The 23,563-nt window shown below is 67.0% G+C and carries 21 protein-coding genes and 1 pseudogene; 9 read left to right on the forward strand and 13 right to left on the reverse strand.

Annotation, left to right across the window (positions count from 1 at the left end):
• Nucleotides 1–895: 895 nt before the first annotated feature.
• On the reverse strand, nucleotides 896–1,321 hold the full coding sequence (locus N4S67_RS21640; protein WP_260995065.1) for a hypothetical protein: 426 nt from the start codon (nucleotides 1,319–1,321) through the stop codon (nucleotides 896–898).
• Nucleotides 1,322–1,460: 139 nt separating this feature from the next.
• On the opposite strand from N4S67_RS21640, the gene N4S67_RS21645 reads away from it, so the two are divergent.
• On the forward strand, nucleotides 1,461–3,257 hold the full coding sequence (locus tag N4S67_RS21645) for an alpha/beta hydrolase (RefSeq protein WP_260995066.1): 1,797 nt from the start codon (nucleotides 1,461–1,463) through the stop codon (nucleotides 3,255–3,257).
• Here N4S67_RS21645 and N4S67_RS21650 read toward each other — a convergent pair.
• On the reverse strand, nucleotides 3,234–3,830 hold the full coding sequence (locus N4S67_RS21650) for a DivIVA domain-containing protein (protein ID WP_260995067.1): 597 nt from the start codon (nucleotides 3,828–3,830) through the stop codon (nucleotides 3,234–3,236). The two genes, N4S67_RS21645 and N4S67_RS21650, sit on opposite strands and share 24 nt — an antisense overlap.
• Nucleotides 3,831–3,961: 131 nt before the next feature.
• On the opposite strand from N4S67_RS21650, the gene N4S67_RS21655 reads away from it, so the two are divergent.
• Entirely contained in the window at nucleotides 3,962–4,507 is a 546-nt protein-coding gene (locus tag N4S67_RS21655) for an SRPBCC family protein (protein ID WP_260995068.1), read from the forward strand.
• Nucleotides 4,508–4,512: 5 nt separating this feature from the next.
• On the opposite strand, the gene sodC is transcribed toward N4S67_RS21655, so the two are convergent.
• The gene (sodC, locus tag N4S67_RS21660) at nucleotides 4,513–5,370 is read right to left on the reverse strand and encodes a superoxide dismutase[Cu-Zn] (protein WP_260995069.1); all 858 of its coding nucleotides are present in this window, start codon (nucleotides 5,368–5,370) and stop codon (nucleotides 4,513–4,515) included.
• A 56-nt stretch (nucleotides 5,371–5,426) separates the two neighbouring features.
• On the opposite strand from sodC, the gene N4S67_RS21665 reads away from it, so the two are divergent.
• Nucleotides 5,427–6,179: an alpha/beta hydrolase family protein gene (locus N4S67_RS21665; protein WP_260995070.1), complete on the forward strand. Its 753-nt coding sequence runs from the start codon at nucleotides 5,427–5,429 to the stop codon at nucleotides 6,177–6,179.
• Here the strand turns inward: N4S67_RS21665 and N4S67_RS21670 are convergent, their stop codons facing one another.
• Nucleotides 6,180–7,151 (reverse strand): NADPH:quinone oxidoreductase family protein, encoded by a 972-nt coding sequence (locus N4S67_RS21670; RefSeq protein WP_260995071.1) that lies wholly within the window; start codon nucleotides 7,149–7,151, stop codon nucleotides 6,180–6,182.
• A gap of 147 nt (nucleotides 7,152–7,298) precedes the next feature.
• Between N4S67_RS21670 and N4S67_RS21675 the strand changes: the two genes are divergently transcribed.
• Complete coding sequence (locus N4S67_RS21675) at nucleotides 7,299–8,267, forward strand: alpha/beta fold hydrolase (protein ID WP_260995292.1); 969 nt, start codon at nucleotides 7,299–7,301, stop codon at nucleotides 8,265–8,267.
• Here the strand turns inward: N4S67_RS21675 and N4S67_RS21680 are convergent.
• Nucleotides 8,264–9,610: a flavin monoamine oxidase family protein gene (locus tag N4S67_RS21680; RefSeq protein ID WP_390893482.1), complete on the reverse strand. Its 1,347-nt coding sequence runs from the start codon at nucleotides 9,608–9,610 to the stop codon at nucleotides 8,264–8,266. The two genes, N4S67_RS21675 and N4S67_RS21680, sit on opposite strands and share 4 nt — an antisense overlap.
• Nucleotides 9,611–9,644: 34 nt before the next feature.
• Here N4S67_RS21680 and N4S67_RS21685 point away from each other — a divergent pair, with 34 nt between their 5' ends.
• A complete protein-coding gene (locus tag N4S67_RS21685; RefSeq protein ID WP_260995293.1) occupies nucleotides 9,645–10,625 on the forward strand; it encodes a TIGR03617 family F420-dependent LLM class oxidoreductase in 981 nt (326 codons plus the stop codon).
• 41 nt (nucleotides 10,626–10,666) lie between these two features.
• Entirely contained in the window at nucleotides 10,667–12,178 is a 1,512-nt protein-coding gene (locus N4S67_RS21690) for a flavin-containing monooxygenase (protein WP_260995073.1), read from the forward strand.
• Here N4S67_RS21690 and N4S67_RS21695 read toward each other — a convergent pair.
• Nucleotides 12,135–12,896: a helix-turn-helix transcriptional regulator gene (locus N4S67_RS21695; protein WP_260995074.1), complete on the reverse strand. Its 762-nt coding sequence runs from the start codon at nucleotides 12,894–12,896 to the stop codon at nucleotides 12,135–12,137. The two genes, N4S67_RS21690 and N4S67_RS21695, sit on opposite strands and share 44 nt — an antisense overlap.
• A 33-nt stretch (nucleotides 12,897–12,929) precedes the next feature.
• Between N4S67_RS21695 and N4S67_RS21700 the strand changes: the two genes are divergently transcribed.
• Nucleotides 12,930–13,301 carry a DUF4345 domain-containing protein gene (locus N4S67_RS21700; RefSeq protein ID WP_260995075.1) on the forward strand — a complete coding sequence of 124 codons (372 nt, stop codon included), beginning with the start codon at nucleotides 12,930–12,932 and terminating at the stop codon, nucleotides 13,299–13,301.
• Between the two features lie 34 nt (nucleotides 13,302–13,335).
• On the opposite strand, the gene N4S67_RS21705 is transcribed toward N4S67_RS21700, so the two are convergent.
• Together N4S67_RS21705 and N4S67_RS21710 are read right to left on the reverse strand one after the other, a co-directional pair.
• Nucleotides 13,336–14,448, reverse strand: coding sequence for a hypothetical protein (locus N4S67_RS21705; RefSeq protein ID WP_260995076.1), 1,113 nt, complete (start codon nucleotides 14,446–14,448; stop codon nucleotides 13,336–13,338).
• Nucleotides 14,448–15,611, reverse strand: coding sequence for a phosphotransferase family protein (locus N4S67_RS21710; RefSeq protein WP_260995077.1), 1,164 nt, complete (start codon nucleotides 15,609–15,611; stop codon nucleotides 14,448–14,450). The genes N4S67_RS21705 and N4S67_RS21710 overlap by 1 nt, the downstream gene beginning before the upstream one ends.
• A gap of 45 nt (nucleotides 15,612–15,656) precedes the next feature.
• On the opposite strand from N4S67_RS21710, the gene N4S67_RS21715 reads away from it, so the two are divergent.
• A complete protein-coding gene (locus N4S67_RS21715) occupies nucleotides 15,657–16,259 on the forward strand; it encodes a TetR/AcrR family transcriptional regulator (protein ID WP_260995078.1) in 603 nt (200 codons plus the stop codon).
• Between the two features lie 5 nt (nucleotides 16,260–16,264).
• Nucleotides 16,265–16,941: pseudogene (locus tag N4S67_RS21720) on the forward strand (PIG-L deacetylase family protein).
• A 3-nt stretch (nucleotides 16,942–16,944) separates the two neighbouring features.
• Here N4S67_RS21720 and N4S67_RS21725 read toward each other — a convergent pair.
• From N4S67_RS21725 to nuoL, 5 genes are read right to left on the reverse strand one after another with little or no spacing between them, the layout of a single operon-like run.
• Entirely contained in the window at nucleotides 16,945–17,724 is a 780-nt protein-coding gene (locus tag N4S67_RS21725) for an SDR family NAD(P)-dependent oxidoreductase (RefSeq protein ID WP_260995079.1), read from the reverse strand.
• Nucleotides 17,725–17,752: 28 nt separating this feature from the next.
• The gene (locus tag N4S67_RS21730) at nucleotides 17,753–18,532 is read right to left on the reverse strand and encodes an enoyl-CoA hydratase (RefSeq protein WP_260995080.1); all 780 of its coding nucleotides are present in this window, start codon (nucleotides 18,530–18,532) and stop codon (nucleotides 17,753–17,755) included.
• A 9-nt stretch (nucleotides 18,533–18,541) separates the two neighbouring features.
• A complete protein-coding gene (nuoN, locus tag N4S67_RS21735; RefSeq protein WP_260995081.1) occupies nucleotides 18,542–20,122 on the reverse strand; it encodes an NADH-quinone oxidoreductase subunit NuoN in 1,581 nt (526 codons plus the stop codon).
• Entirely contained in the window at nucleotides 20,119–21,684 is a 1,566-nt protein-coding gene (locus N4S67_RS21740) for an NADH-quinone oxidoreductase subunit M (protein ID WP_260995082.1), read from the reverse strand. Before N4S67_RS21740 ends, nuoN begins: the two co-directional genes overlap by 4 nt.
• A complete protein-coding gene (nuoL, locus tag N4S67_RS21745) occupies nucleotides 21,681–23,561 on the reverse strand; it encodes an NADH-quinone oxidoreductase subunit L (protein ID WP_260995083.1) in 1,881 nt (626 codons plus the stop codon). Before nuoL ends, N4S67_RS21740 begins: the two co-directional genes overlap by 4 nt.
• Nucleotides 23,562–23,563: the final 2 nt, after the last annotated feature.

The raw sequence follows: 23,563 nt of genomic DNA on the forward strand, positions 1-23,563 counted from the left end.
ATGGAACGAGTGGTTACGCAACCCAGTTGGCGCTAGACCACGCTCGGCGAGTCACCTAACCGGTGGCAACCGATCGTCATCGGCGACACTCGGAGCGGACGCGTCCGACCAGTCGATCCGGCCAACACGGTGACAAGGACTTACCAGTGGTTTTGGCGGAATCTTTTCGCCACTATCGGCCGCCCGAATTCCGCGCGCGCTAAACGCTTTGCGGCATCGGTGACGGGTAACCCCGCACCGGGTAGCTCTACCGCCAGACTTACTGGGCTGTTCGGCGCCGGATTCGCGGCCTTCGCGCCACCCGTGCGCGTGGCGTCGCCGTTCTTCCCTAGCGATCGTCTACTCCGTTCGACACAGCTACCGATACAGGTTCTGCTGGCAGGCAACAGTATTCATGATTCGGACAAAGGGATTGCGCGGATGAAGGCGGTAGTGCCCCACTAGCGACATAGCCTGTAGCCTAACGCCACGCACTCTTTGCCGGGCGAAGTTCCTGACGAGGTCAATGCTTGTATCCGTCAGTTCGTGATCGAACACGCGTAACGGTGCAGCCACGGGCGCCGCATAGCTAGCGGTGTGTCGTCTAACCCACGGGAGTTGAAACGTCGTCAGAAGTGCGCTGCGACCGTTCCCCACGGTCGCAGCGGACCCGATATTTGGGAACAAATTTGGGAACACAACTCTGCGAAACGGGCCCAAACGGGTGCAATCAGATGGAACCGCTCGGGGGGCACACCCGCACTGAGCTGCACAAATGGGAAATAGCCGGTACCCCGAAACTCCAGATTTCTGTCTCATAACCCAGAGGTCGCAGGTTCGAATCCTGTCCCCGCTACTAGATGAAACGGCCCCCGGAGATTCTCCGGGGGCCGTTTTCATTGACTTCCCGAGGCGATCACGCCGGCGGCAGCAGCGGGTGGAGCAGCGCCAGTTCGGCCGCGCTCACCCAGGACGGGTTGGCTTGCTGCGGCGAACGGAACACCTCCAGCGAGCGCAGACCCGGTACCGAGCTGAGTGTGGCGGCTGTCAGCGGCTCGGCGAACAACGGGATGCGTACCGGCACATGAAGCCCGCCGGCCTCATCGACCGTCACATCGCCGGTGATGCGCCCCGCACCCCAGAATCCCCGTTGCGGGTGCGCCGACACCCAGAACAGCACTCGATGACCTGGCCGGATGAGTTCCGAGCGGTAATTGTCGGCGATGCACCAGGATCTCTTGGTCTCGCCGACCGCCAGCATCGGATCGACAGGCGTCCGGCGCGGATTGCACTTGATGACCCACGCTCCCAGCGTCTCCAGAGTGACACTGCGTTCTGGCACCACACACACCTCCGCCCTGTCCCGCTGGCGAGTTTCCATTCGCCCCAAATCGACCCCGTCCGCACGGCACTCATGCGACCGTATCCACCGGATAGTCCGGCAACGCTGCCAGCCGGGCACAGCGGGGATGGAGTCGACGATGGCGGTTGTCTCGTGGCGCGCGGCGGATCATGTCGGACGGATCGGCGCCTTGGCGGTCGCGCTCGGCGTCGGTGCTGCGGTCGTCACCGGACATGGAGTCGCGGGCGTTGCCGTCGCCGAACCTGCGGACTCCAGTGCCCGTTCGGATGACACGTCCAATGACGATGCCTCGCAGACGAAGTCATCGTCACCCGACACCGGCACTGACGCTGATCCGAACTCGCCTCCGTCGAACGTATCGGGCGACGACGTGCGTACCGCACCCGCGGGTGTGGTGAGCGCGGGCGGCACAGCGCAGATCGAGACGCCCGACGAAGTGGTGGCGCCAGACGAAGAAGACGAAGACGAAGAGCCGAAGGAAGAGCCTCCTGCCGATGACGACCGCGACGATCGTCGCGACCGCGCGGATGACGAGGATCCCACCGAGGCCACCCCGCCGTCGCCGCAGTCGAACACCACGGCCCACACGGTGACGGTGGCCCAGCCGCGAGAAGCGGACCCCGCCGTGCCCGAAGTCGTGCTCCAGCCGACGGTCGACGCAGCGCCGCGCCCCGCTGAGCCGATCCGCAAGCAGCGCACCGTCGCGCTCGACTCCGAGCCCGCCCCCCAGGCCCCCGCTAACGTCATCACCAGCGTGCTCACCGCGGTGCTCGCGCCATTCGCCAACGACGGTGACGTGCCAGCTCCCGCCGATCCTCCCGCGGCGTGGGTACTGGCGGCCGCTGCCCGTCGCGAGATCGGAGAAGCGCTTGTCGAGCCACAACGGCACCCACCGGCGATCCAAACCCTCAGCGCGCAGACGGCGGCCGTTGTCGAGGAGGCCGAGTTCACCGGGCGGCCGTCGTTGATCACGCAGGTGTTCGTCGCCGGACTGCGGCTGATCAAGCCCATCCTGGGCGCCTTCGGCATTGAGCTCAACGGCACCAGCGCAAAGATTCCGGTTTTCACCGACGGAGTTCCGCCGTTCTTCGTGACCTATGGCCTCAACGTGCGCAGCGGCGAGTACAACGGCTGGAAGGTCTGGACACTCGCGCCGCGCAACCCGTCGGAGAAGGTGGTCGTCGCCGTGCACGGCGGCTCGTTCATCTCCACGGCCAGCCTCTTCCATTGGTCGACGTACGCCGATCTGGCGCGGGCAACGGACGCGACCGTTGTGGTGCCGCTGTATCCGCTCGCCAACGCGGAAGGCACCGGGGGCACCGCGAAGTCGGTGATCCCGGTGATGGCCGACTTCATTGCAGCCCAGGTCGCCGAGCACGGCGCCGAAAACGTCAGCGTGCTAGGCGATTCCGCCGGCGGTTCGATCGCATTGGCCGCCGCCCAGGAGCTGGTCCGCCGATGCGAGAGCGATACGGAATGCGACCTCGCGGAGGCGCTGCCGGGCCGCATGGTGTTGTTGGCCCCTGCGCTCGATTCGAGCCTGAGCAACCCCGACGTCGCGAAGGTCGACGATCCGCTGCTGAGCCCGGCCAGCTCCAAGCGCAACGGGCTGTGGTGGTCGAGGGGGCTTGAAACCGCCGAGGATCCCGACGGCACCCGAAACCCATTGGCCAGCCCGTTGTTCGGATCACTCGAGGGCCTGCCCCCGACGACCGTCTATGCCGGCGAACTCGACCTTCGCACCCCGGATGTACTGCTGTTGCAGCAGAAGGCGATAACAACACCCGGCGCCGATTTCACCTTCGAATTGCGCAAGGGCCAGATCCACGATTGGCCGATCTTCGGTTTCCTGCCCGACGCCCAAGCTGAACGGCCCAACATCTACCGCGACTTAGGCCTCACCGAAGCTGTCTAGACGCGCCAGCGTTTCTGCTGCGGCGGCGAGGAACTCGTCGACCTCATGAGGGTCGTAGCCGCGGACGAACGCTCTGGGCCGTCCGAACTTCACGCCCCCGATGTCGTCGGCGGTCAAAGCGTTCGCCCTCTCCAAGCGGCCGGCGATCATCTCGACAAACGCGTCGACCTCGCCGGGGTTGTAGCCCTGCTGGCCGAACGGTCGCGAAAAAGAGGCGCTGCGAACGTCATCGGCCGTCAGGGGGCGAAATGGTACTTCTGGTTGGTCGCCCGGGTCGGGCTGCCGGTCCCATCGGCTCGAGGCGAAGATCTGTCCGCCGACCTTCAGGTACGGCGTATAGCGAAACGCCGTGATCACTCCGATGACGAATAACCCGCCCGCGCCGACGATCGCAGCGCGCCAACCCTCGCGTCCGGACATTGCCACCGCGATGCCTGCCGTGCCCATCAGCCAGCCCCACCAGTAGATGCGCCGCCCGGTGCGCCGGTCGCTGATGAAGTTCATCGGGATCAGCGACACGGCCGCGATCACGGCGAACGACGCCCACAGCAGAAACGTTGAGTGGTCGCTCAATTGGCCATCCTCGTCAGCGCAGTCGTCATGTACTCATGATCGCGCCTGGTGGGCCTCCGTTATGACGGGAATTTCGGTGTTGCACCGTCTATGCATTGCTATCTATATAGATGAACGGTAATGTACGGTTCATGATCGGAACCTCCTGGAACGTCACCGCGCAAGAACGAGCGGCGAACCTGCCCTGCGACGCCCTATTGCCTGGCGCCTTACGCGTCGACCGCGCCATCTCCATCGACGCGACACCCGCGATGGTGTTCGCCTGGCTGTGCCAGATGCGCGTTGCGCCCTACAGTTACGACCTCCTGGACAACACCGGCAGGCGCAGCCCGCGCACGCGTACTCCTGCGCTCACCGAGCTCGCGGTCGGGCAGCCTTTCGTCCGAATCTTCGGCCGCACCTATGTTTTCGAGCTGGCGTCGTTCAAGGAAAACGAGCATCTCACGCTGCGGCCGCGCGAAGGCAGCGCGATGTCGGGTGGTAACACGGTCGTCAACACCTACGCGTTACGGCCGGACGGCACCGGAACGCGTCTGCATGTGCGGGCACTGTTCGACGGTCCCTGGGTGATCGGGCAGACCTGGACGTTGGTCAACCTGCTGATGATGCGTAAGCAACTGCTCGTGTTCAAGGCGCTGGCCGAACGCGAAGCACGCGAGGTCGGGCTTCCTCGCTAAGGGAGTTACCCCTGCCCGGGAGGAGGCGGCGGTTCAGTCGTCGTCTCCGTGGGCACCGTCGTCGTGGTGGTCGCCGTCGTGACGGTCGTGGTGGCGGGGGTCGTCGTCTGCGTCACCGGCGGCGGCACAATCGTCGTCGGGCTGATCACCGTCGTCTCGGTGATGGTGGTCGGCGTCGTGGTGGTCGTCGTGGTGGTGGTGGTCGTCGACGACGAGGTGGTGGCCGACACGGACTCGATGACACCGCAGGCCACCCGGCCACCCGCGTCGCCGGTGGCCAGCGTGTCCTGGTCCGGACCCGGGGAGCCGTCGCCCTGGCTGTAGCGGTCCGGAATGTGTCCGAAGTTGTCTTCGTCCTGGTGGATCATCAGCGCGGTGCCCTCTCCAGCGAGGAGATCCTGCGCGGTGAATGCGTCGGTGGTGGTCACCAATTCCGCCGACCCATCCGACCGGACCTCGAGCGCGGTGAGGTCACCGCTTGCCGGATGGCCGGTGTGCCCGGGGGCCTGGAAATGTCCGCCCGCCGAGAGGAAGTCACCCGGCTCGCCGCCAGTGGGGGCCACCGAACTGGCCTCGCACTTGCCGACCGAGTGGATGTGCATCCCATGAAAGCCCGGGCTGAGAATGCCGCTTTCGATCGTCTCGACCGTGACCCTTGCAAACCCGTTCGCGAAGTCCAGGGTCGCGTTGGCGACCGGCGTGCCGTCAGCCGTCTTCAGTTGCGCGGTCAACCTTTCGGTGCCCGCGGGCGCCGCGCTGCTCGACGTGGTCTGCTCGTCGGCCTGATCTGAAGTGCTGCATCCGCTCAGCGCGGCGATGGGTGCTGCCAAAAGGGCAGCAGCGATGACGATTCGGTTTGCCATGGCACAGGGCGTACCCCCAAACGTGATCGGCGACACATGGTGACAGGATGGCGCGCGTGGCCGAGCGCGTCAGATTCACCAGCACCTCCGGACCGACCCTGGCCGGTCTCGTCGACGTCCCCGAAGGCGACGTGCGTGGATGGGGTGTCTTCGCGCACGGATTCACGCTCGGCAAGGACAGCCCGGCCGCCAGCCGCATCTGCAAGCAACTGGCCGGCGAAGGCATCGGCATGCTGCGATTCGACAATCTCGGCCTGGGCGACTCCGAGGGGGACTGGGGCGACGGGTCGTTCTCCCACAAGGTCGCCGACACCGCCCGCGCGGTCGAGTTCATGAACGACGAGGGCCGCGAGGTGCGTCTGCTCGTGGGCCACTCGTTCGGCGGGTCGGCTGTCATCGCGGCCGCCCATGAGTGCCCGACGGTCAAGGCGGTGGCCAGCGTCTGCGCCCCGTACGAACCCGCTCACGTCGAGCACGCCTACGACGCCCTGTGCGAGCGCATCGAGTCCGAGGGGGAGGCGCCGTTCCTCATCGGCGGCAAGGCGCTGACCCTCAAGCGCCACTTCATCGAAGACGTGCGCGCCGTCGATCTGCACGAGCGGATCCAATCGCTGCGTCGGGCCCTGCTCGTCATGCACTCGCCGACCGACAACACCGTCGGCATCAAGAACGCCAGCGAGATCTTCCGCGCCGCCCGCCATCCCCGCAGCTTCGTGTCGCTCGAAGGTGCCGACCATCTGCTGACCGGCAAGAACCAGGCGGCGCGGGCGGCCCGCATCATCAGCGCTTGGTCCGACCCCTACCTCTGATCAGCGCAGCTTGACGACGACCTTGCCCTTGGCAGAGCGGTCCTCCAGTGACGCGATCGCGTCGGCCGCGCGCTCCATCGGATAGACCTCCGGGTCGGGCGCGGCCACTTTGCCCGACGCCAGCAGCGGCTCGAGCTCGGCCCACTGCTCCAAGAGATAGCCGGGATGCGTTCCCGCCCACGCGCCCCAGCCGACACCGACCGCGTCGACGTTGTTGAGCAACAGCCGGTTCACCTTGACCGTCGGGATCTCGCCGCCGGTGAACCCGATGACCAACAGTCGCCCTCCGGGGGCCAGTGAGCGCAGCGAGTCGGTGAACCGGTCGCCACCGACCGGGTCGACGACGATGTCCACCCCGCGCCCGCCCGTCATCTCCTTGACCGCGTCCTTGAAGCCCTCGGCCAGAACGACATCCGATGCGCCCGCCGCCTGCGCGACCGCGCGTTTGTCCTCGGAGCTCACGACCGCGATGACCCGGGAGGCGCCCCACGCCGGGGCCAACCGCAGCGCCGACGTGCCGACACCGCCCGCGGCGCCGTGCACCAGCACCGTCTCGCCCTCGGCCAACCGGCCGCGGGTCAGCAGCGCGTGATGCACGGTCAGGTCGTTGAACAGGAGTCCGGCGCCGGCCTCGAACGACACCGAGTCGGGCAGCGTGAAGACCCGGTCAGCGGGCAGCGCAACGACTTCGGCCATCGCACCGCACAGCATCGTCAACCCGCACACCCGGTCGCCCGCGTTCAGCCCCGCATCCTCGGGAGCGCTGCGCACGACCCCCGCGATCTCCGCGCCAGGGGTGTACGGCAGGTCCGGCTTGTACTGGTAGAGCCCGCGCGACTGCAAAGCGTCAGGAAAGGCGACCCCGGCCGCGTGCACGTCGATGACGACAAGGCCGTCGCCGTCGGGTTCGTCGACCTCGACGAGTTTCGCGGCTTGCGGTCCGTCCAGGCTGGCAATCTGTATCGCGCGCATCGGCCGTCCTCTCGTCGTCGACGTCTTCCTTGCTCCTCGCGTGCGCGTCACCATCTCACATCCTGCGCCAGATCCGATCGGGCGGACGATAAGCTCACTTATCCGGCAGCGTTGCCGGAGTCGATCGGAGCTCATATGGGACCTCAGATGCGGCAGCGCCGACGGGCCAGCCGACATTCCCGCACCTTCGCCCCCGCCCAGTCCTTACCGCCCAGTCGTGTCGTTGAAGTTCGCTCGAGCGACGGCGTCCGTCTGCACACCGAGGTCTTCGGACCCGAGGACGGCTATCCGATCGTGTTGGCGCACGGCATCACCTGCGCGCTGCGCGTATGGGCGTGTCAGATCGCCGACCTGGCCCGCGACCACCGCGTCATCGCCTTCGACCACCGCGGCCACGGGCGCAGCGGTGTGCCGCACCGTCGCCACGGTTACAGCCTCGACCATCTGGCCGCCGACCTCGACGCGGTCCTGGAGGCGACGCTGGCACCCGGCGAACGTGCCGTCATCGGCGGGCATTCGATGGGCGGCATCGCGATCACCTCGTGGGCCGAGCGTCATCCCGAGCGGGTGGCGCAGCGCGCCGACGCGGTCGCGTTGATCAACACCACCACCGGGGACCTGTTGCGGCACCTGCGGTTCCTGCCGGTGCCGCCGCCGCTGGCCGCGGCCAGGGTGCGGGCCGGGGGAACCCTGCTGAAGACGCTGGGCGCGGCTCCGCTGGTGCGCGCCGTCGACCTGCCGAGCAGGCGCGTCGTCTCGACACTGGCCGTGGGTCGCGACGCCGACCCCGCCGTCGCCGAGTTCGTCTTCGAATTGTTCACCACGACGCCGGCCGCCGGGCGCGGTGGCTGGGCCCGCACGCTCGTCGACCACCTAGGTCCGCAGCACATCGGCGTGAAGAACCTCACGGTGCCGACCCTTGTCATCGGCAGCGAGAAAGATCGCCTGCTGCCGATGGTGTCGTCGCGCCGAATCGCCAGAGAGGTACCGAATCTCGCGCAGTTCGTCGAGCTGTCCGGGGGACACTGCGCGATCCTAGAATGCCCCGACGAGGTCAACAAGCACCTGCGGTGGTTGGTCGAATCGGCGACGCAGCAGCGCCGCGCCAGCTCCTAGTCCGACAGCCGCCGGTGCACTTCGTCGGCGGCCCGTTGCCCTGAACGGACCGCGCCGTCGAGGAACCCGGTCCATTCGTCGGCGGTTTCGGTTCCCGCCCAATAGATTCCGTCGACCGGCTTGCGCAGCCACGGGCCGTACGTCGTCCATGATCCGGGAGGGACGGCGGCCGTCGGGCCGCCGGGTGCGAATTCTTCTGCGCTCCAACGATGGTCGACGTAGTCGGTCGGAGTCATCGCCGCGTCGCCGAACAGTGTCGCGAACCCGGTCAGCGCGCGTTCGCGTCGCTCCGGGCCGGGCAGCGGGTCGAAAGACCGCGCATCGGTGAATCCCAACAGGATCCCGGGGCCGCCGTCACCCGGGCTGACGTCGAACGTGATGAACACCGGCCCCTCATCGGACAGCGCCTCACCCGAACAGCCGTTCGCGCGCCAGAACGGCGTCTCATAGGCGGCGTAGGCCTTGCTGAGATTGCCCTGCGGCCAGTGCGCGGCCAGCTTCTGGTGCTCCGGGGGCAGGTCCGGCTCGAACGAGATGTTGGCGCGGTGCTCGGGCGGGACGGCGATGATGACGGCTTGAGCGGCCACCTCACCGCTGTCCGTCCCGACGGACAGCGTGCCGTCCGCATGGCGTTCGATGCGTCGCGCCACGGTGTTCAGCACGACGCGCGGACCGAGTTCGTCGGCCATGCGCACCGCGATCTGCTGCGTGCCTGCGGGGAAGCGATCCTGCTGCGCGCCGCCCTGCACGTCGAGCATGCGCCCGATACCGCCCGCGGCCTTGACGTAGCGCACGGCGTGCAGCATCGACACCGCGTCGGGCTCGCAACCCCACGTCACCCGGGCCATGATCGCCATCAGGTCGCGCGTCGAGGCGTTGGCGTGCACATAGCGCAGCCACTGGTCGAGGGTCTTGCTGTCGAGCAGTTCGGCGATCGGCGACGTCCACGGCTCGTTCACCGGCACGCGGCGACATACCCGCTCGAAACGCCACTGGATGCGCGACACGTCCACCAGTTCCAGGATCGACAACTTCGGGATCGTGCTGCGGTAGGACCGCGTCCGGCCCCGCCAGCGGATCAGGTTCTTGCCGCGGGTGTGGGTGCGTTCGGTTGCGCAGCCCAGTTCCTTGGCCAGCGCGACGACGGCATCCTGGGTGGGGCCGACGAACGTCGCCCCGAGGTCGACCGGAACACCGGCGATGGTCGTCGTCATCGACCGACCCCCGACCCGGTCGCGACCCTCGACAACGACCACGGAGTGGCCGAATCGCACCAGGGCCCGGGCGGCCGCCAGGCCTGCGAATCCCGCGCCGACGACGACGACGTCGGCGTTGGCTGGCATGGTCACCCGACTAGGCTCTCACGCCGTGAAGGTGATGACGGCGCTGTTCGGACCAATGGATGCGATCGAACGGACACACGCGCTGCGGGAGGCGGGCGCCAGCGGCGTATTCACCTTCGAGGGACCGCACGACGTGTTCGCTCCGCTGACCCTTGCCTCCACGGTCGGCGGGCTGGATTTGATGACTAATGTGGCGATCGCGTTCCCGCGCAATCCAATCCATCTCGCACACCAGGCCATGGACCACCAGCTGCTCAGCGGCGGCCGGTTCACCCTCGGCCTGGGCACCCAGATCCGCACGCAGATCGAGAAGCGCTACGGCGCCGACTTCGACAAACCGGTCGCGCGCATGACCGAACTGGTGGCCGCGCTTCGCGCCATCTTCACCACCTGGACCACCGGGGAACGGCTGAACTTCCGCGGCGAGTACTACCGGCACACCCTGATGACGCCGACCTTCACCCCGCGCGGCCCCCTGCCCGCCCCGCCGCCGATCTATGTCGGCGCGTTGGGACCGCGGTTGACCCATGCCACGGCGAAGTCCGCCGACGGGCTGCTGGTGATGCCGTTCGGGTCCAAGCGATTCCTGGCCGAGGTGACGATGCCCGCGGTGCGCGACGGCCTCGACGCGTCGGGACGTCGCCTCGAGGACTTCGCGGTGGTTCCCGAGATCATCGTGTCGGTCGGCTCCGAAGATCGAGATCACACGGCGGCCCGTCGGCTGCTGGCGTTCTACGGGTCGACGCCTGCGTACCGGCCCGTCCTGGAGGTGCACGGCTGGGGGGATCTGCAGCCGGAACTCAACACGCTGTCCAAACAGGGGCGATGGGAGGAGATGGGCACGCTGATCGACGACGAGATGCTGCACACCATCGCGGCGTGCGGCAGCCCCGTCGACGTCGCGGCGCACATCCGCGACCGCGTCGAAGGCGTGTCCGACCGCGTCTGCCTCTACCAGCCCGGTCCCATCGCGGTCGAATCCCTGGCCGAGATCGTCGACGCGCTGCAGGGCTGACCCCTATCGTGGTACCCAGCCGGACCAAAGGAGGCTGCGGGATGGGTGCCGACCAGGCGGACTACTCCGACGTGCTGATCATCGGCGCGGGGATCTCGGGAATCGGCGCGGCGTACCGCATTCGCGAGAAGAATCCCGGGCTTAGTTACACGGTGCTCGAGCGCCGTGCCCGCATTGGCGGGACGTGGGACCTGTTCCGCTATCCGGGCATTCGCTCCGACAGCGACATCTTCACGCTGAGTTACCCGTTCGAGCCGTGGACCCGACCGGAGAACGTGGCCGACGGCGAGTACATCCGCGAGTATCTGACCGCGACGGCCCGCAAGTACGGCATCGACAGTCACATCCGGTTCAACACCCACGTCCAGTCGGCCGAGTGGGACTCGACGACCGATACCTGGACGGTGCGCACCGTCCAGGATGGTCCCGACGGTCCGCAGGAGAAGCTCTACCGCGGGCGGTTCGTGTTCTTCGGCACCGGCTACTACAGCTATGACGCCCCCTACACCCCGGAGTTCCCCGGCATCGAGCAGTTCCGCGGCGACGTGGTGCATCCCCAGTTCTGGCCGGAGGATCTCGACTACTCGGGAAAGCGGGCCGTGGTCATCGGCAGCGGCGCCACCGCGATCAGCCTGATCCCCGCACTGGCGCAGAAGGCGGCGCACGTGACCATGTTGCAGCGCTCGCCGACGTACATGATGTCGATGTCGCGGATCGATCCGATGGTGGATTTCATCCGGAAAGCGCTGCCGCTGCGGGCCTCTCACGCCGTGGTCCGGATGCGTAACGCGCTGTTCCACGTGCTGACCTACTTCATGTTCCGCAAGGCGCCCCGTTTCGGCCGGTGGCTGATCCGGAACCGGACGATCGCCGCGTTGCCCGACGGCTACGACGTCGATGTGCACTTCAAACCGCGGTACGACCCGTGGGATCAGCGGATGTGCCTGGTGCTCGACAACGATCTGTTCGAGCATGTCGGCGAGGGCCGTGCCGAAGTGGTCACCGACCACATCGATCACGTCGACGCGGACGGCATCGTGCTGAAGTCGGGCGGGCGCCTCGACGCGGACGTGATCGTCACCGCGACGGGCCTGCAGTTGCAGGCGCTCGGTGGCATCGAGATCAGCATCGACGGGGTCGGCGTCAAGCCCGCCGACCGGTTCGTCTACAAGGAGTATCTGCTCGAGGACGTGCCGAACATGGCGTGGTGCATCGGCTACACCAATGCGTCGTGGACGCTGCGCGCCGACATGACGGCGAAGGCTTTCGCGAAGTTGATCGCGCACATGGACTCTCACGGCTATACGCACGCCTACCCCCACCTGGGTGGCAAGCCGATGCCGGAGAAGCCGGCGTGGAACATCAACGCCGGCTATGTGAAGCGTTCGGCACACGTGCTGCCGAAGTCGGGCACGCACCGACCGTGGAACGTGCGACACAACTACGTTCTGGACGCGATCGACCACCGGTTCGACCGCATCGACGAGTCGATGGTGTTCGGGCGGGTGGCTACGGCGTCCGTACCGTCAACCCCGTCGCGAGCAGCTGGCTAGCTGATAGCCCGAACGTCGTCTTGAACCGGTCGGCGAGATGCGAAGGACTCGCGAAGCCGGCCTTCATCGCCGCTTCGGTGAGGTTGGCTCCGGCCGCGATGGCGGTGCCCGCATGCACCAGACGCACCCAGATCCGGTAACGCCGCAGGCTTGTTCCGAGCTCGTCGCGGAACAGGTGCAGGAACCGCGATTCGGACACGCCCGCTTGCCCGGCCAGCTCGCGCGATGACACCGCGGTGGCGGGATCGTCTCTGATTCTGCGGGCCGCGGCGGTGATGCGCGGATCGACGGCCCGCTGCGTTGCCGGGGCGGCCGAATCCAGCCAGCGAGAAGCGCTCTCGTCGTCCTGCGGCATGGCCAACAGCCGGTCCTCGGCCGTGTGCGTCAGTCCGATAGGGCCGATCCACTCCGACATGGCCGACCGGCAGGCTTCGGCGCGCGCGGACGTCGGCTCCAGATAGCACGACACCAATCCCGCGCCGTGGCAGACCATCTGGTGGGTCACTCGCGGTGGGATCAAGACGCTGCGCGCTTGCCGCGGGGCCCCGTCGGGCGTGGTCACGGTCAATGGCCCGCCGATGCCGGCAGCGAAGCACCACACCGATCCCGAGTGTGGTGCGAGGTTGAGGCTGGGACCCGCATACATGGCTTGGCCCGGCCACAGCCACACCGTCGGGCAGCAGGTTTGTGGAAGCGCTTCCGTCGCCGCATCGCCCATGCTGGTCTCCTCGTCGATCGTTAGGAGGCTACCTTGGCGCACGCTGTCATCATCGTGATCGGTGTGTTCTTCGCGGGCATGGGGATCTACGCGCTCGTCGCACCGGCGGCCATCATCCGACCGTTCGGCATCCGCTTGGGGGACGCCGCGGCGCGATCCGAGGTGCGCGCGGTCTATGGCGGGTTCGGGCTCGCGATCGCGGGCGTTCTGGGGTATGCCGCCATCGTGGGTGGGGACATCGGCAAAGGCGTACTGATCACCGTCGGCGCCGCATTGGCCGGGATGGCGTTGGGGCGGCTGGTGGCCGCGTTGCTTGGTGACCGAACGCCGTTCTACCCCAACTGGTTCTACTGCCTGGTCGAGGCCGCCGCCGCCGCCCTACTTTTCGCGATTTCGGTGCCCTAACGTTCGCTCACCGATCGTCAGCGCGCCGAAATCGCTAGGGGGCGACGGTCAACCAGTCGGCGAATCCTGACGGGTCGTGGCGCCCCAGCGCACCGTGCTCGAACAACCCCCAGCCCTCGGCGGTCTTGCCGCCCTCGGTGCACACGGCACGGCCGACGTGGTCGATGACGCCGAAGCCCGCCCGGCCGACGATCGCCGGATCGGTCATGTCGTAGGTGAGACGCTCGGTGAACTTGTCGCCCTTCCACACACCGTGCACCCAGTCCGAGTCGCCGCCGTATCCGCCGCCGACGTGGATGGGCACCGGTAGCTTCGACTCGACGTCGAAGCGCACCGGAGAGCCGTCGCCGGCGGTCGCTTCGATGGTGGCTCCGTGCGGAATTCGCGTCCCGGACTTGTAGTGGATCTTCACCCGCGGCCAGCCGAGCTGCTCGACCCGGCCGTCGCGCCACACCCGGGTGACATCGTTGAGGCTGCGGAACCCGTCGGGCTCCTCCTGAATGATCAGGCAGATACCGAAATCGTCGAACGCCATCGGGACGTACAGCCACCACATGCCCTCGAACGGAGGATGCGCGGGCCGGCCCGCCGGCTCGGGTTCGCCGATCGGGCGAATGCCCCATGACCGATCACGACTTCCGATCCACACCGCCGGGTCGACGCCGATCTCGTCGCCGTCGATCGAGATCTTTCCGCTCCACGAGCCCACCTGGGCGAACCGCTGCGCATCGAGCGTCACCCGCGTGCCGGTACGCAGCACGTGGCGTTGCTCCTGCACGACGGGGAACAAACCCTCCCAACTCAAGTCGAGGGCGATGCCTTCGGTCTCCTCGAGCGTCACCCGCAACTTCTGAAGCGGCTCGCCCACCTCGACGCGGTACCCCAGGACGTGCTGATTGAGCCTGTCGGCGTCGATGCCGTCGCTCAGGTGCACGGCCGTCTGCTTGTCGCCACGGCGCACCAGAACGAAGGCGTCTTTCACGCCGAGGTTCGGGTAGTACCCGATACCGGTGATCAGGAAGATGTCGCCGGTGCGGTCGTGCGCATTGAAATACGAGCGGTCGTAGAAGTTGCGGTCCGACGCCCCGGGCCACGAAATGGGCTGGGGGATCTGGTGAATCGGGAATTCATCGGTCGGTCCCAGCATCAGGCGTCAGCTCCTTTGGTTGGCTCTTCGCTCGAGCGCTCATCGCCGATCAGCCGGCGCAGTAGTGAACCGTGATAGAACAGCGACTCGACGTCGTCGGGTTTCTCGATTTCGCCGAAGCGCACCCGCCTGGCGCTTGTCCGCATGAACACGCACGCCCAGATGACACCGGAGTAGACGTAGAACCACTTCAGGTCGCCGAGTTGCACGCCCGTCATTGCGGCGTAGTGCGACTTGACGTCCTGCTCGATCATGAAGTCCGGCAGACCGGGCAGGCCGGCCAGCCCGGCAAGCTCCTGGAAAACATTGTGCGCGAAAATCATCCAGGCGGCATCCATCTCGCGCGGGCCTAGCGTCGCCATCTCCCAGTCCAGGACCGCGGCGGGCTGATACCCGGAGTACAGCACATTGCCGACGCGGGAGTCGCCCCACACCAGGACGGGGTCGCTCGCCGCGGCCTCGGCGGGCCAGTTCGCCTCCAGCCAGTCCAGCGACCGCTCCACCAATTCGGAGCGCCCGATGTCGGGAACGGCGAACCGATACCAGTCTTGCAGCCAGTTCAGGTTGCGCCGCAACGCGTTGTCATCGGACCCGTCGTCGAGGAATCCGAAGGTGTTCTGCGGTTCCGGAATCGAGTGCAGTTGCGCGATCACCCCGACGGTGGCGTCCTGAAGTTCGCGACGGCGCTCGGCGGGGGAGTCGGCGAACCAGTTTCCGCCGAAGGTGTACGGCATGACGTCCGGCGGCACGCGGCCCTCGACGTAGTCCATCAGGAAGAACGGTGTGCCGAGCACCTCACCGGTGCTCTCCAGCCACCGTACGCGCGGCACCGGCACATCGGTCTTCTCTTCGACCAGCCGGATGACGTCGAACTGATGGTCCATCCGATAGGAGGAGAACACCGGAACGTCTTCGGCCGCCGGGGCGACGCGGGCCACCCATTTCTGCTCCACCTGGCCGTTCTCGTCCCAGCGGCCGGTCAGAATGATCGTCTCCGACGACATGCCGTTCGCATCGACCCCGCTCTCGACGGTGATCTCCGGGGTGACGCCGCCGGGCAGCACCGTCGACAACCAGCGCGCCATCACCTCGGGGAGCTTGGACAGGTCGCGACTCGAATGCTCGAGGCGACTGACATCTTCGACAGCCGGTTCACTTGCCACTTATTTCTTCCTTCGGCCGACGATTACGATACGGTGGGTAGCGTTATGAAAGCAGACCCGTCCCCGGTTGACAAGGCCCCGACGGCCGGACGGCCGAGGGACCCTCGCATCGACGCTGCCATACTGCGCGCCACCGCGGATCTGCTTGTGGAAATCGGATATTCGAATCTGACGATGGCCGCGGTGGCGGATCGGGCCGGTACCACGAAGACCGCGCTGTACCGACGATGGTCGAGCAAGGCCGAACTGGTGCACGAAACCGCGTTCCCGGCCGCGCCCACCGCTATCGAGACGCCGCCCGGCGACATCGCCGCCGACATCCGCGCGATGCTCGCAGCGGCGCGCGACGTGTTCACCACTCCTGTGGTGCGCGCCGCGCTGCCCGGCCTGATCGCCGACGTGGCCGCCGACGCCGAACTCAACACCCGGGTGATGGCCCGGTTCACCGACGTCTTCGCCGCCGTTCGCTCCCGACTGGCCGACGCGGTGCAGCGTGGCGAGGTGCACCCGAACATCGATCCCGACCGGCTGGTCGAGGTGATCGGCGGAGCCACCCTGCTGCGCGTTCTGTTGGTGCCCGACGAGACCCTCGGCGACGACTGGGTTGTCCAGACGACCGCGATCGTCGTGCACGGGGTGGTGACATAGCGGCGATGCTCGAGCCCTTCCCGACGCAGTGGCGCACTGCGCTACTGCTGGTCCCGCATCCCGACGATCCGGAGTACGGGTGTGCGGCCGCGGTGGCCAAGTGGACCGGCCAGGGCAAGGCGGTGCATTACGCGCTGGGAGTCGCGGGGAGGCCGGCATCGAGGGGATGGCGCCCGCGGAGGCAGGCGCGCGCAGAGAGCAGGAGCAGCTGCGCTCGGCCGCCGTCGTAGGCGTCCAGGACGTCCAGTTCTGGGACTTCCCCGACAGCGATATCCGCAATACGCCGCAGCTGCGGGCGAAGATCGTCGAGGCGATCACCGCACTGGCGCCGGAGCTGGTCATCACGATTTACAGCGGTCCGCAGTGGGCGCCCGGCCAACCCAACCAGCGCGACCACATCGAGTTCTCCAATGCCGTTGCCGCGGCCTATGATTCGCTCGAGAGCCCGCCGCGTTGGTTGTTCGAGAACGGACCCGAGCCCACGCATGCCGAGGTGATCGACGGCGAATGCTTCGAGCGTGCGGTGACGTCGCTCGCGCAGCACGACGTCTACCTGTCTGTCCTCGACCCGGACACGCCGGTCATTGAGCAGGCGCGCAAGCAGGTCGACATGACCACGTCGCCGCGCCCGGAGTTCAACGGCCAACGCACCGTCGAGTTCATTGTAAAACGCGCACGCTGACGGCTAGCTCGGCAGCAACTTCTCCTTCGGCCCGAGATACATCCCGCCGTTGACGTTGAGCGTCTCACCCGTCACCCAGCGGCTGTCGGGGGACGCGAAGAACGCGACAGCATCGGCGATCTCGTCGGCCTTGCCGATCCGGTCGAGCGCCGTGATGTTCGTGAATCCCTTCTGCGCATCGTCGCTGTCGTGCAGCCACGAGTTCATGTCGGTGTCGGTGACGCCGGGCGCCACGTTGTTCACCGTGATGCCGCGCTCCCCGAGTGTGTTGGCCAATGAGCGGCCGAGGACGTTCAGCGCGCCCTTGGTCATCGAGTACACGATCTGCGGTGTCGCGAACCAGGTGACGCCCGAAGACACGTTGATGATGCGCCCGCCGTCGCTGAGCAGCGGCAGTGCTCGCTGGGTGATGAAGAACGGCGCCCGCACGTTGATGGCGAACTCCCGCTCGAACTGTTCGGGCGTTGCCTTGTCGATGGTGGCGTCAGCGGTGGCGATGGCGGCGTTGTTGACGAGGATGTCCAACCGACGGCCACCGAGTTCACCCTCGAGTCCCGCGAACAAGGTGTCGACGTCGCCCTCGACGCCGAGTTCTGCCCGGACCGCGAATGCCTCGCCGCCCGCGGCGCGAATCGCATCAACGGTTTCCGCGGCCGCAGCGTCGTTTGTGCCGTAGTGCACGGCGACCAGCGCGCCGTCGGCAGCCAGTCGCTGTGCGATGGCGCGTCCGATCCCTCGCGAGGCGCCGGTCACCAGTGCGGTCTTGCCAGAAAGTGAGGTCATGCGGGCGACAACCTCGCTCAGTACTGGCCTATTCCCCAGGTGCGATCTGATCCTTGTTGCGCGCGGCCACCGCCCGGAACTGATCGCCGAGCCCCTCGAAGTCGCGGTGTTGGGCGAACGCGATCGTCTGCTCGGCTGCCAGCGCGGGGTCGATCACCGCCGCGGCGCCGGTGGTGTAGATCTCCTTGAGTCCCCGCATCACCGGGCCCGGCACCTCGGCGATCTGCGTCGCGAGTTCGAGCGCGCGCTCCAGAAGCCGCTCGTGGGCGACGACTTCGGTGACCAGCCCGATACGTTCGGCACGTGCGGCGTCGACCACCTCACCGGTCATCGACAGCCGCCTGGCCATCGCGACGCCGACGACCTGGGGGAGCCGGGCCGTCATGCCCCCGCCGGGCAGGATGCCGACGCGGGCGTGCGTGTCGGCGAACACCGCTCGCTCCGAGGCGATCAGGAAGTCGCAGCCCAGCGCCATCTCCAAACCGCCGGTGAACGTCGCGCCGTTGACGGCGCCCACGATGGGTGTGCTCATCTTGGCGGTGGCCGCGATGCAACTCTGCGACCGGAACTCCTCGAAATACTTGAGTCCGTCGCGCTGCGCCTCTTTGAGGTCGACACCCGCGCAGAACGCGGGGTCGGTACCGGTCAACACGACCGCGCGCACCGCCTCGTCGGTGTCGGCCTCCGTCAGCGCCGCGTAGGCCGCGCGAATAAGGTCCCGGCTCAACGCATTCCTGGCCTCAGGCCGATTGAGCGTGAGCATGCGAACGGCGCCGTGGTCGGCGACGAGGACTAGTGAGTCGGACACTGCGCGACGTTAACGCAGGAACTGGTTGGCGTTGTTCGCCAGGTCCAGAATGGGCTGCGGCAGTGCGCCGAGCGCGAACGTCACCGCCGCGGTGATCGTGACGACCGCGGTGCTCAGCACGCTCGGCACCACCACCTCCGGCGCGTCCTCGGGTGGATCGGTGAAGAACATCAGCACGATCACCCGCACGTAGAAGTACGCGGCCACCGCGCTGGCGACCACGCCGACGATCACCAACGGGATCGCCCCGCCCTCGCCGGCGGCCTTGAACACCGCGAACTTGCTGACGAAGCCACTGGTCAGCGGAATGCCCGCGAACGCGAGGAGGTACAGCGAGAACACTACGCCGACAACGGGATACCGTCTGCCGAGCCCGGCCCAGCGCGCCATCGCCGTGTCCTCGTCGCCGTCGGCGGTGTTGCGCACCAGGCTCACCACGGCGAAGGCGCCGACGGTGGAGAATCCGTAGGCGAACAGGTAGAACAGCGTCGAGGACAGTCCCGACTCGTTTCCGGCGATCACGCCGGTCAGGATGAACCCTGTGTGCGCCACTGCGGAGTAGGCCAGCATCCGTTTGACGTCGGTCTGCGTCACGGCGGTCACGGTGCCGATCACCATCGTCAGAATCGCGACGGCCCACAGCACGGGCCGCCAGTCGTCGCGCAGTTCGGGCAGTGCCACGTAGAAGATGCGCAGCGTGGCGCCGAACGCCGCGATCTTGGTGGCGGCAGCCATGAACGCGGTGATGGGCGTCGGCGCACCCTGATACACGTCGGGGATCCAGGAGTGGAACGGCACAGCCCCGATCTTGAACAGCAGTCCGACGAGCAGCAGGCCGGTGCCGATCAGCGCCAGCGAAGTCTTTCCGGATCCGGACGCCACCACGTCGGCGATGCCGCGCAGGTCCAGCGTGCCGGCGTAGCCGTACAACATCGCCGCCCCGAAAAGGAAGAACGCCGACGAGAACGCGCCCAGCAGAAAGTATTTCAGTGCAGCTTCCTGTGACAGTAGGCGGTGCCTGCGCGCGAGTCCGCACAACAGGTACAGCGGAAGCGACAGCACCTCCAGCGCGATGAACATCGTCAGCAGATCGTCGGCCGCCGGGAACAGCAGCATGCCGCCGATCGCGAACATCGTCAGCGGAAAGACCTCGGTCTGGATGATGCCGACCTTGGTCGCCAGCTGTTCGGCGACCGCGCCGGGAATGGCCGACGCCTGCGGCGTGAACGCGTCCAGGCCGCGCCCGGCGGGCATTCCGTCGGCCTGTGCGCCGATCTGGCGTTCGGCGATGAGCAGGATGCCCAGCACGCCGACCACCAGGATGGTGGCCTGAAGGAACAGGGCGGGTGTGTCGATGACGACCGCGCCCATCACGGCGGACTGGCCGACGGTGCCGTGCATGTCGCGGGCGAGCACTACGACGGCGGCTACTGCGGCGGCCAAACCGCCGAGGCTGAGGACCAGTTGCGCGCCGTAGCGACTCGTGCGGGGCAGGAAGGCCTCGACGAGTACGCCGGCGATGGCCACCCCGAACACGATCAGCATCGGGGACAGCAGGCCGTACTCGACGGTGGGGGCTTGCAGGTTCATCGCATCGGCCCTTCGGCGATCGGGGCAACCGGGTCAGGCTGGTCGATGGTGGTCAGCGTGTGGGTGACCGCGGGGTTGATCACGTCCAACGCGGGTTTCGGATACACCCCGAGACCGATCAGCAGCGCGATCAGTGGTGCGACGACCAGGACTTCCCGGGGCACCAGATCCCGCAGCCGCTCGTTGCCGTCCTTGACCGGCCCGGTCATCATCCGTTGGTACATCCACAGGATGTAGACGGCCGACAACACCAACGCGGTTGCGGCGACGACCGCGAACACCGGGTAGCGGGTGAACGTGCCGATCAGGACCAGGAATTCGCTGATGAACGGCGCCAGTCCGGGCAGGGAAAGGGTCGCCAGGCCGGAAACCAGGAACGTGCCGGCCAGCACAGGAGCCACCTTCTGCACGCCGCCGTAGGACTCGATGAGACGAGATCCCTGCCGTGACACCAGGAATCCGGCGATCAGGAACAGTGCCGCCGTCGACAGGCCGTGGTTGACCATGTACAACGTCGAGCCGGACTGCCCCTGGCTCGTCATCGCGAAGATGCCGAGGATGATGAACCCGAAGTGGGAGATCGATGTGTACGCGATCAAACGCATGACGTCGGTCTGCCCGATCGCCACTATCGCGCCGTACACGATGCCGATCACCGCGAGCGTGATGATCAGCGGCCGGAAATACGTTGCGGAGTCAGGGAACAACTGCAGGCAGTAGCGCAGCATGCCGAACGTGCCGACCTTGTCCATGATCGCCATCATCAGCACCGCGCTCGCGGGTGTGGCTTCGACCGCCGCGTCGGGCAGCCAGCGGTGGAACGGCCACAGGGGTGCCTTGATCGCGAACGCGAACATGAATCCGAGGAACAGCAGGTTCATCACCGCCGGGTTGACGACGAAGTCGCCGCTCGACACGGCGGCGACGATCTGCCGGAAGTCGAACGTGCCGGCCTCGAAGGCGTCGCTTCCCGCCGTCACGACGTAGAGACCGATCACCGCGGCCAGCATGATCAGGCCGCCGAACAGGTTGTACAGCAGGAACTTCACCGCGGCCTTCGAACGGCCCGCGCCGCCGAAGCCACCGATGAGGAAGTACATCGGAATCAGCATCGCCTCGAAGAACACGTAGAACAGCAGCACGTCGAGCGAGACGAGGGACATGATCACCATGCCCTCGACGGCCAGCGTCAGCGCGAAATACGCGTGCGTGGAACGGCCGCCCCATGCGCCCTCGTCGCTGACGTCGTTCCACCCGGCGACCAGCAGCAGCGGCACCAGCACCGCAGTGAGTGCGACGATCGCCAGCGCGATGCCGTCGAGGCCGAGGATGTAGCCGGTGCCGAACGACGGAATCCAGCGGTGCGCCTCGACGAACTGATACTGCTCACCGCCGGGGTCGAACTGCACCGCGAGCAGCGCGGTGATGGCGAGCACGGCGATCGATACGACGAGTGCAATCCATTTGGCCGCTGCGCGCATCGGCGCGGGAAGCAGGATCACCACGGCGGCGCCGAGGATCGGCACCGCCCACAGCACCGTCAACCACGGAAACGACGTCACCACCACTGCACCGCCAGAATCGAGCCGACCACCAGCACCGCGCCCGCCAACATCGTCAGCGCGTAGGAGCGGGCGAAACCGGTCTGAAACTTCCTGAGTCCACCCGATGATCGGGACACCAGGGCGGCAAGCCCAGAGCCCGCACCGTCGACTGCTTCGTCGTCGATCTCCACCAGCCCCCTGGTCAGCAACTGTCCCGGCCGCATGAACACCTCTTCGTTGAGGGCGTCACCGTACAAATCGCGACGGGCCGCGACCGTGAGCGCCGATCCGGCGGGCACCTCCGCGGGCACCGCTTGCCTGCCGTACATCCGGTAGGCGATCGCGATGCCGACCGCGACGACCCCGAGGATCACCGTGGTCACCAGCCAAACCGGTGCGACGTGGTGGATTTCGTGGGTGCCGACGACTGGCTCCAGCCAGTGCTCGAGCGTGCCGCCGACGGCCAGCGCACCACCGGAGACCACCGAGCCGATCGCGAGCAGGACCATCGGCCACGTCATCACCTTTGGTGACTCGTGTGGATGAATGTCCGACCCCCAACGCTTTTCGCCGAAGAACGTCATCAGCATCACCCGCGTCATGTAGAACGCGGTGATCCCGGCGCCGAGGATGGCGGCTCCGCCGAGGAGGTAGCCCTTGACGCCGCCCGCTCCCAGCGCGGCCTCGATGATGCCGTCCTTGGAGAAGAAGCCGGCCAGCGGCGGCACCCCGATGATCGCGAGGTACCCGAGCCCGAACGTGATGAAGGTGATCGGCAGCGCTTTGCGCAGTCCGCCGTAGCGGCGCATGTCGACCTCGTCGTTCATCGCGTGCATCACCGACCCGGCGCCGAGGAACAGCCCGGCCTTGAAGAAACCGTGGGTGAGCAGGTGCATGATCGCGAACGCGTATCCGGCGGGTCCGAGGCCGGCGGCGAGCACCATGTAGCCGATCTGCGACATCGTCGACGCCGCAAGCGCTTTCTTGATGTCGTCCTTCGCGCACCCGATGATCGCGCCGAACAGCAGCGTGACCGCGCCCACGATCACGACCCCCAGTTGCGCGTTCGGTGCGAGGTCGAAGACGGGGCCGGAACGCACGATCAGGTAGACGCCCGCGGTCACCATCGTGGCGGCGTGGATCAGGGCCGACACCGGCGTGGGGCCCTCCATTGCGTCACCCAGCCACGACTGCAGCGGCACCTGTGCCGACTTTCCGCACGCCGCCAGCAGTAGCAGCAGACCGATCGCCGTGAGCACGCCCTCGCCCACATCCGGTGCGGCGGCGAAAACACCTGCGAAAGAAACGGATCCGATGTGGGCGAACATAACCATCAGTGCGATGGCCAGGCCGATGTCGCCGACGCGGTTGACCACGAACGCCTTCTTCGCCGCGGTGGCCGCCGACGGCTTGTGTGCCCAGAACCCGATCAACAGGTACGACGCCAGGCCGACACCCTCCCAGCCGACATACAGACCGAGGTAGTTGTCGGCGAGCACCAGCAGCAGCATCGCGGACAGGAACAGGTTCAGATAGGCGAAGAACCGGCGCCGCTCGGGGTCCAGGGCCATGTAGCCGATCGAGTAGATGTGAATCAGGGAGCCGACACCGGTGATGAGCAGGACGAAGCACATCGACAACTGGTCCAGCTGCAACCCGAAGTCCACCTGTAGACCCGCCACCGGTACCCAGCTGAACAGCGCCTCGTGAATGGTGCGGTTGTCGGGGTCGCGCCCCAGCATGTCGACGAAGAGCACCGCCCCGACCGCGAACGATCCGAGCGAGGCCGCGCAGCCCAGCAGATGGCCCCAACTGTTCGTACGCCGCCCGGCCAGGAGAAGTATCGCTGCACCTGCCAGCGGCAGGGCGATCGTCAGCCACACAGGAGTCGTCATCG

Origin of the sequence: Mycobacterium deserti, assembly GCF_025345615.1 — a bacterium.
In the GTDB taxonomy this organism is placed as follows: domain Bacteria; phylum Actinomycetota; class Actinomycetes; order Mycobacteriales; family Mycobacteriaceae; genus Mycobacterium; species Mycobacterium deserti.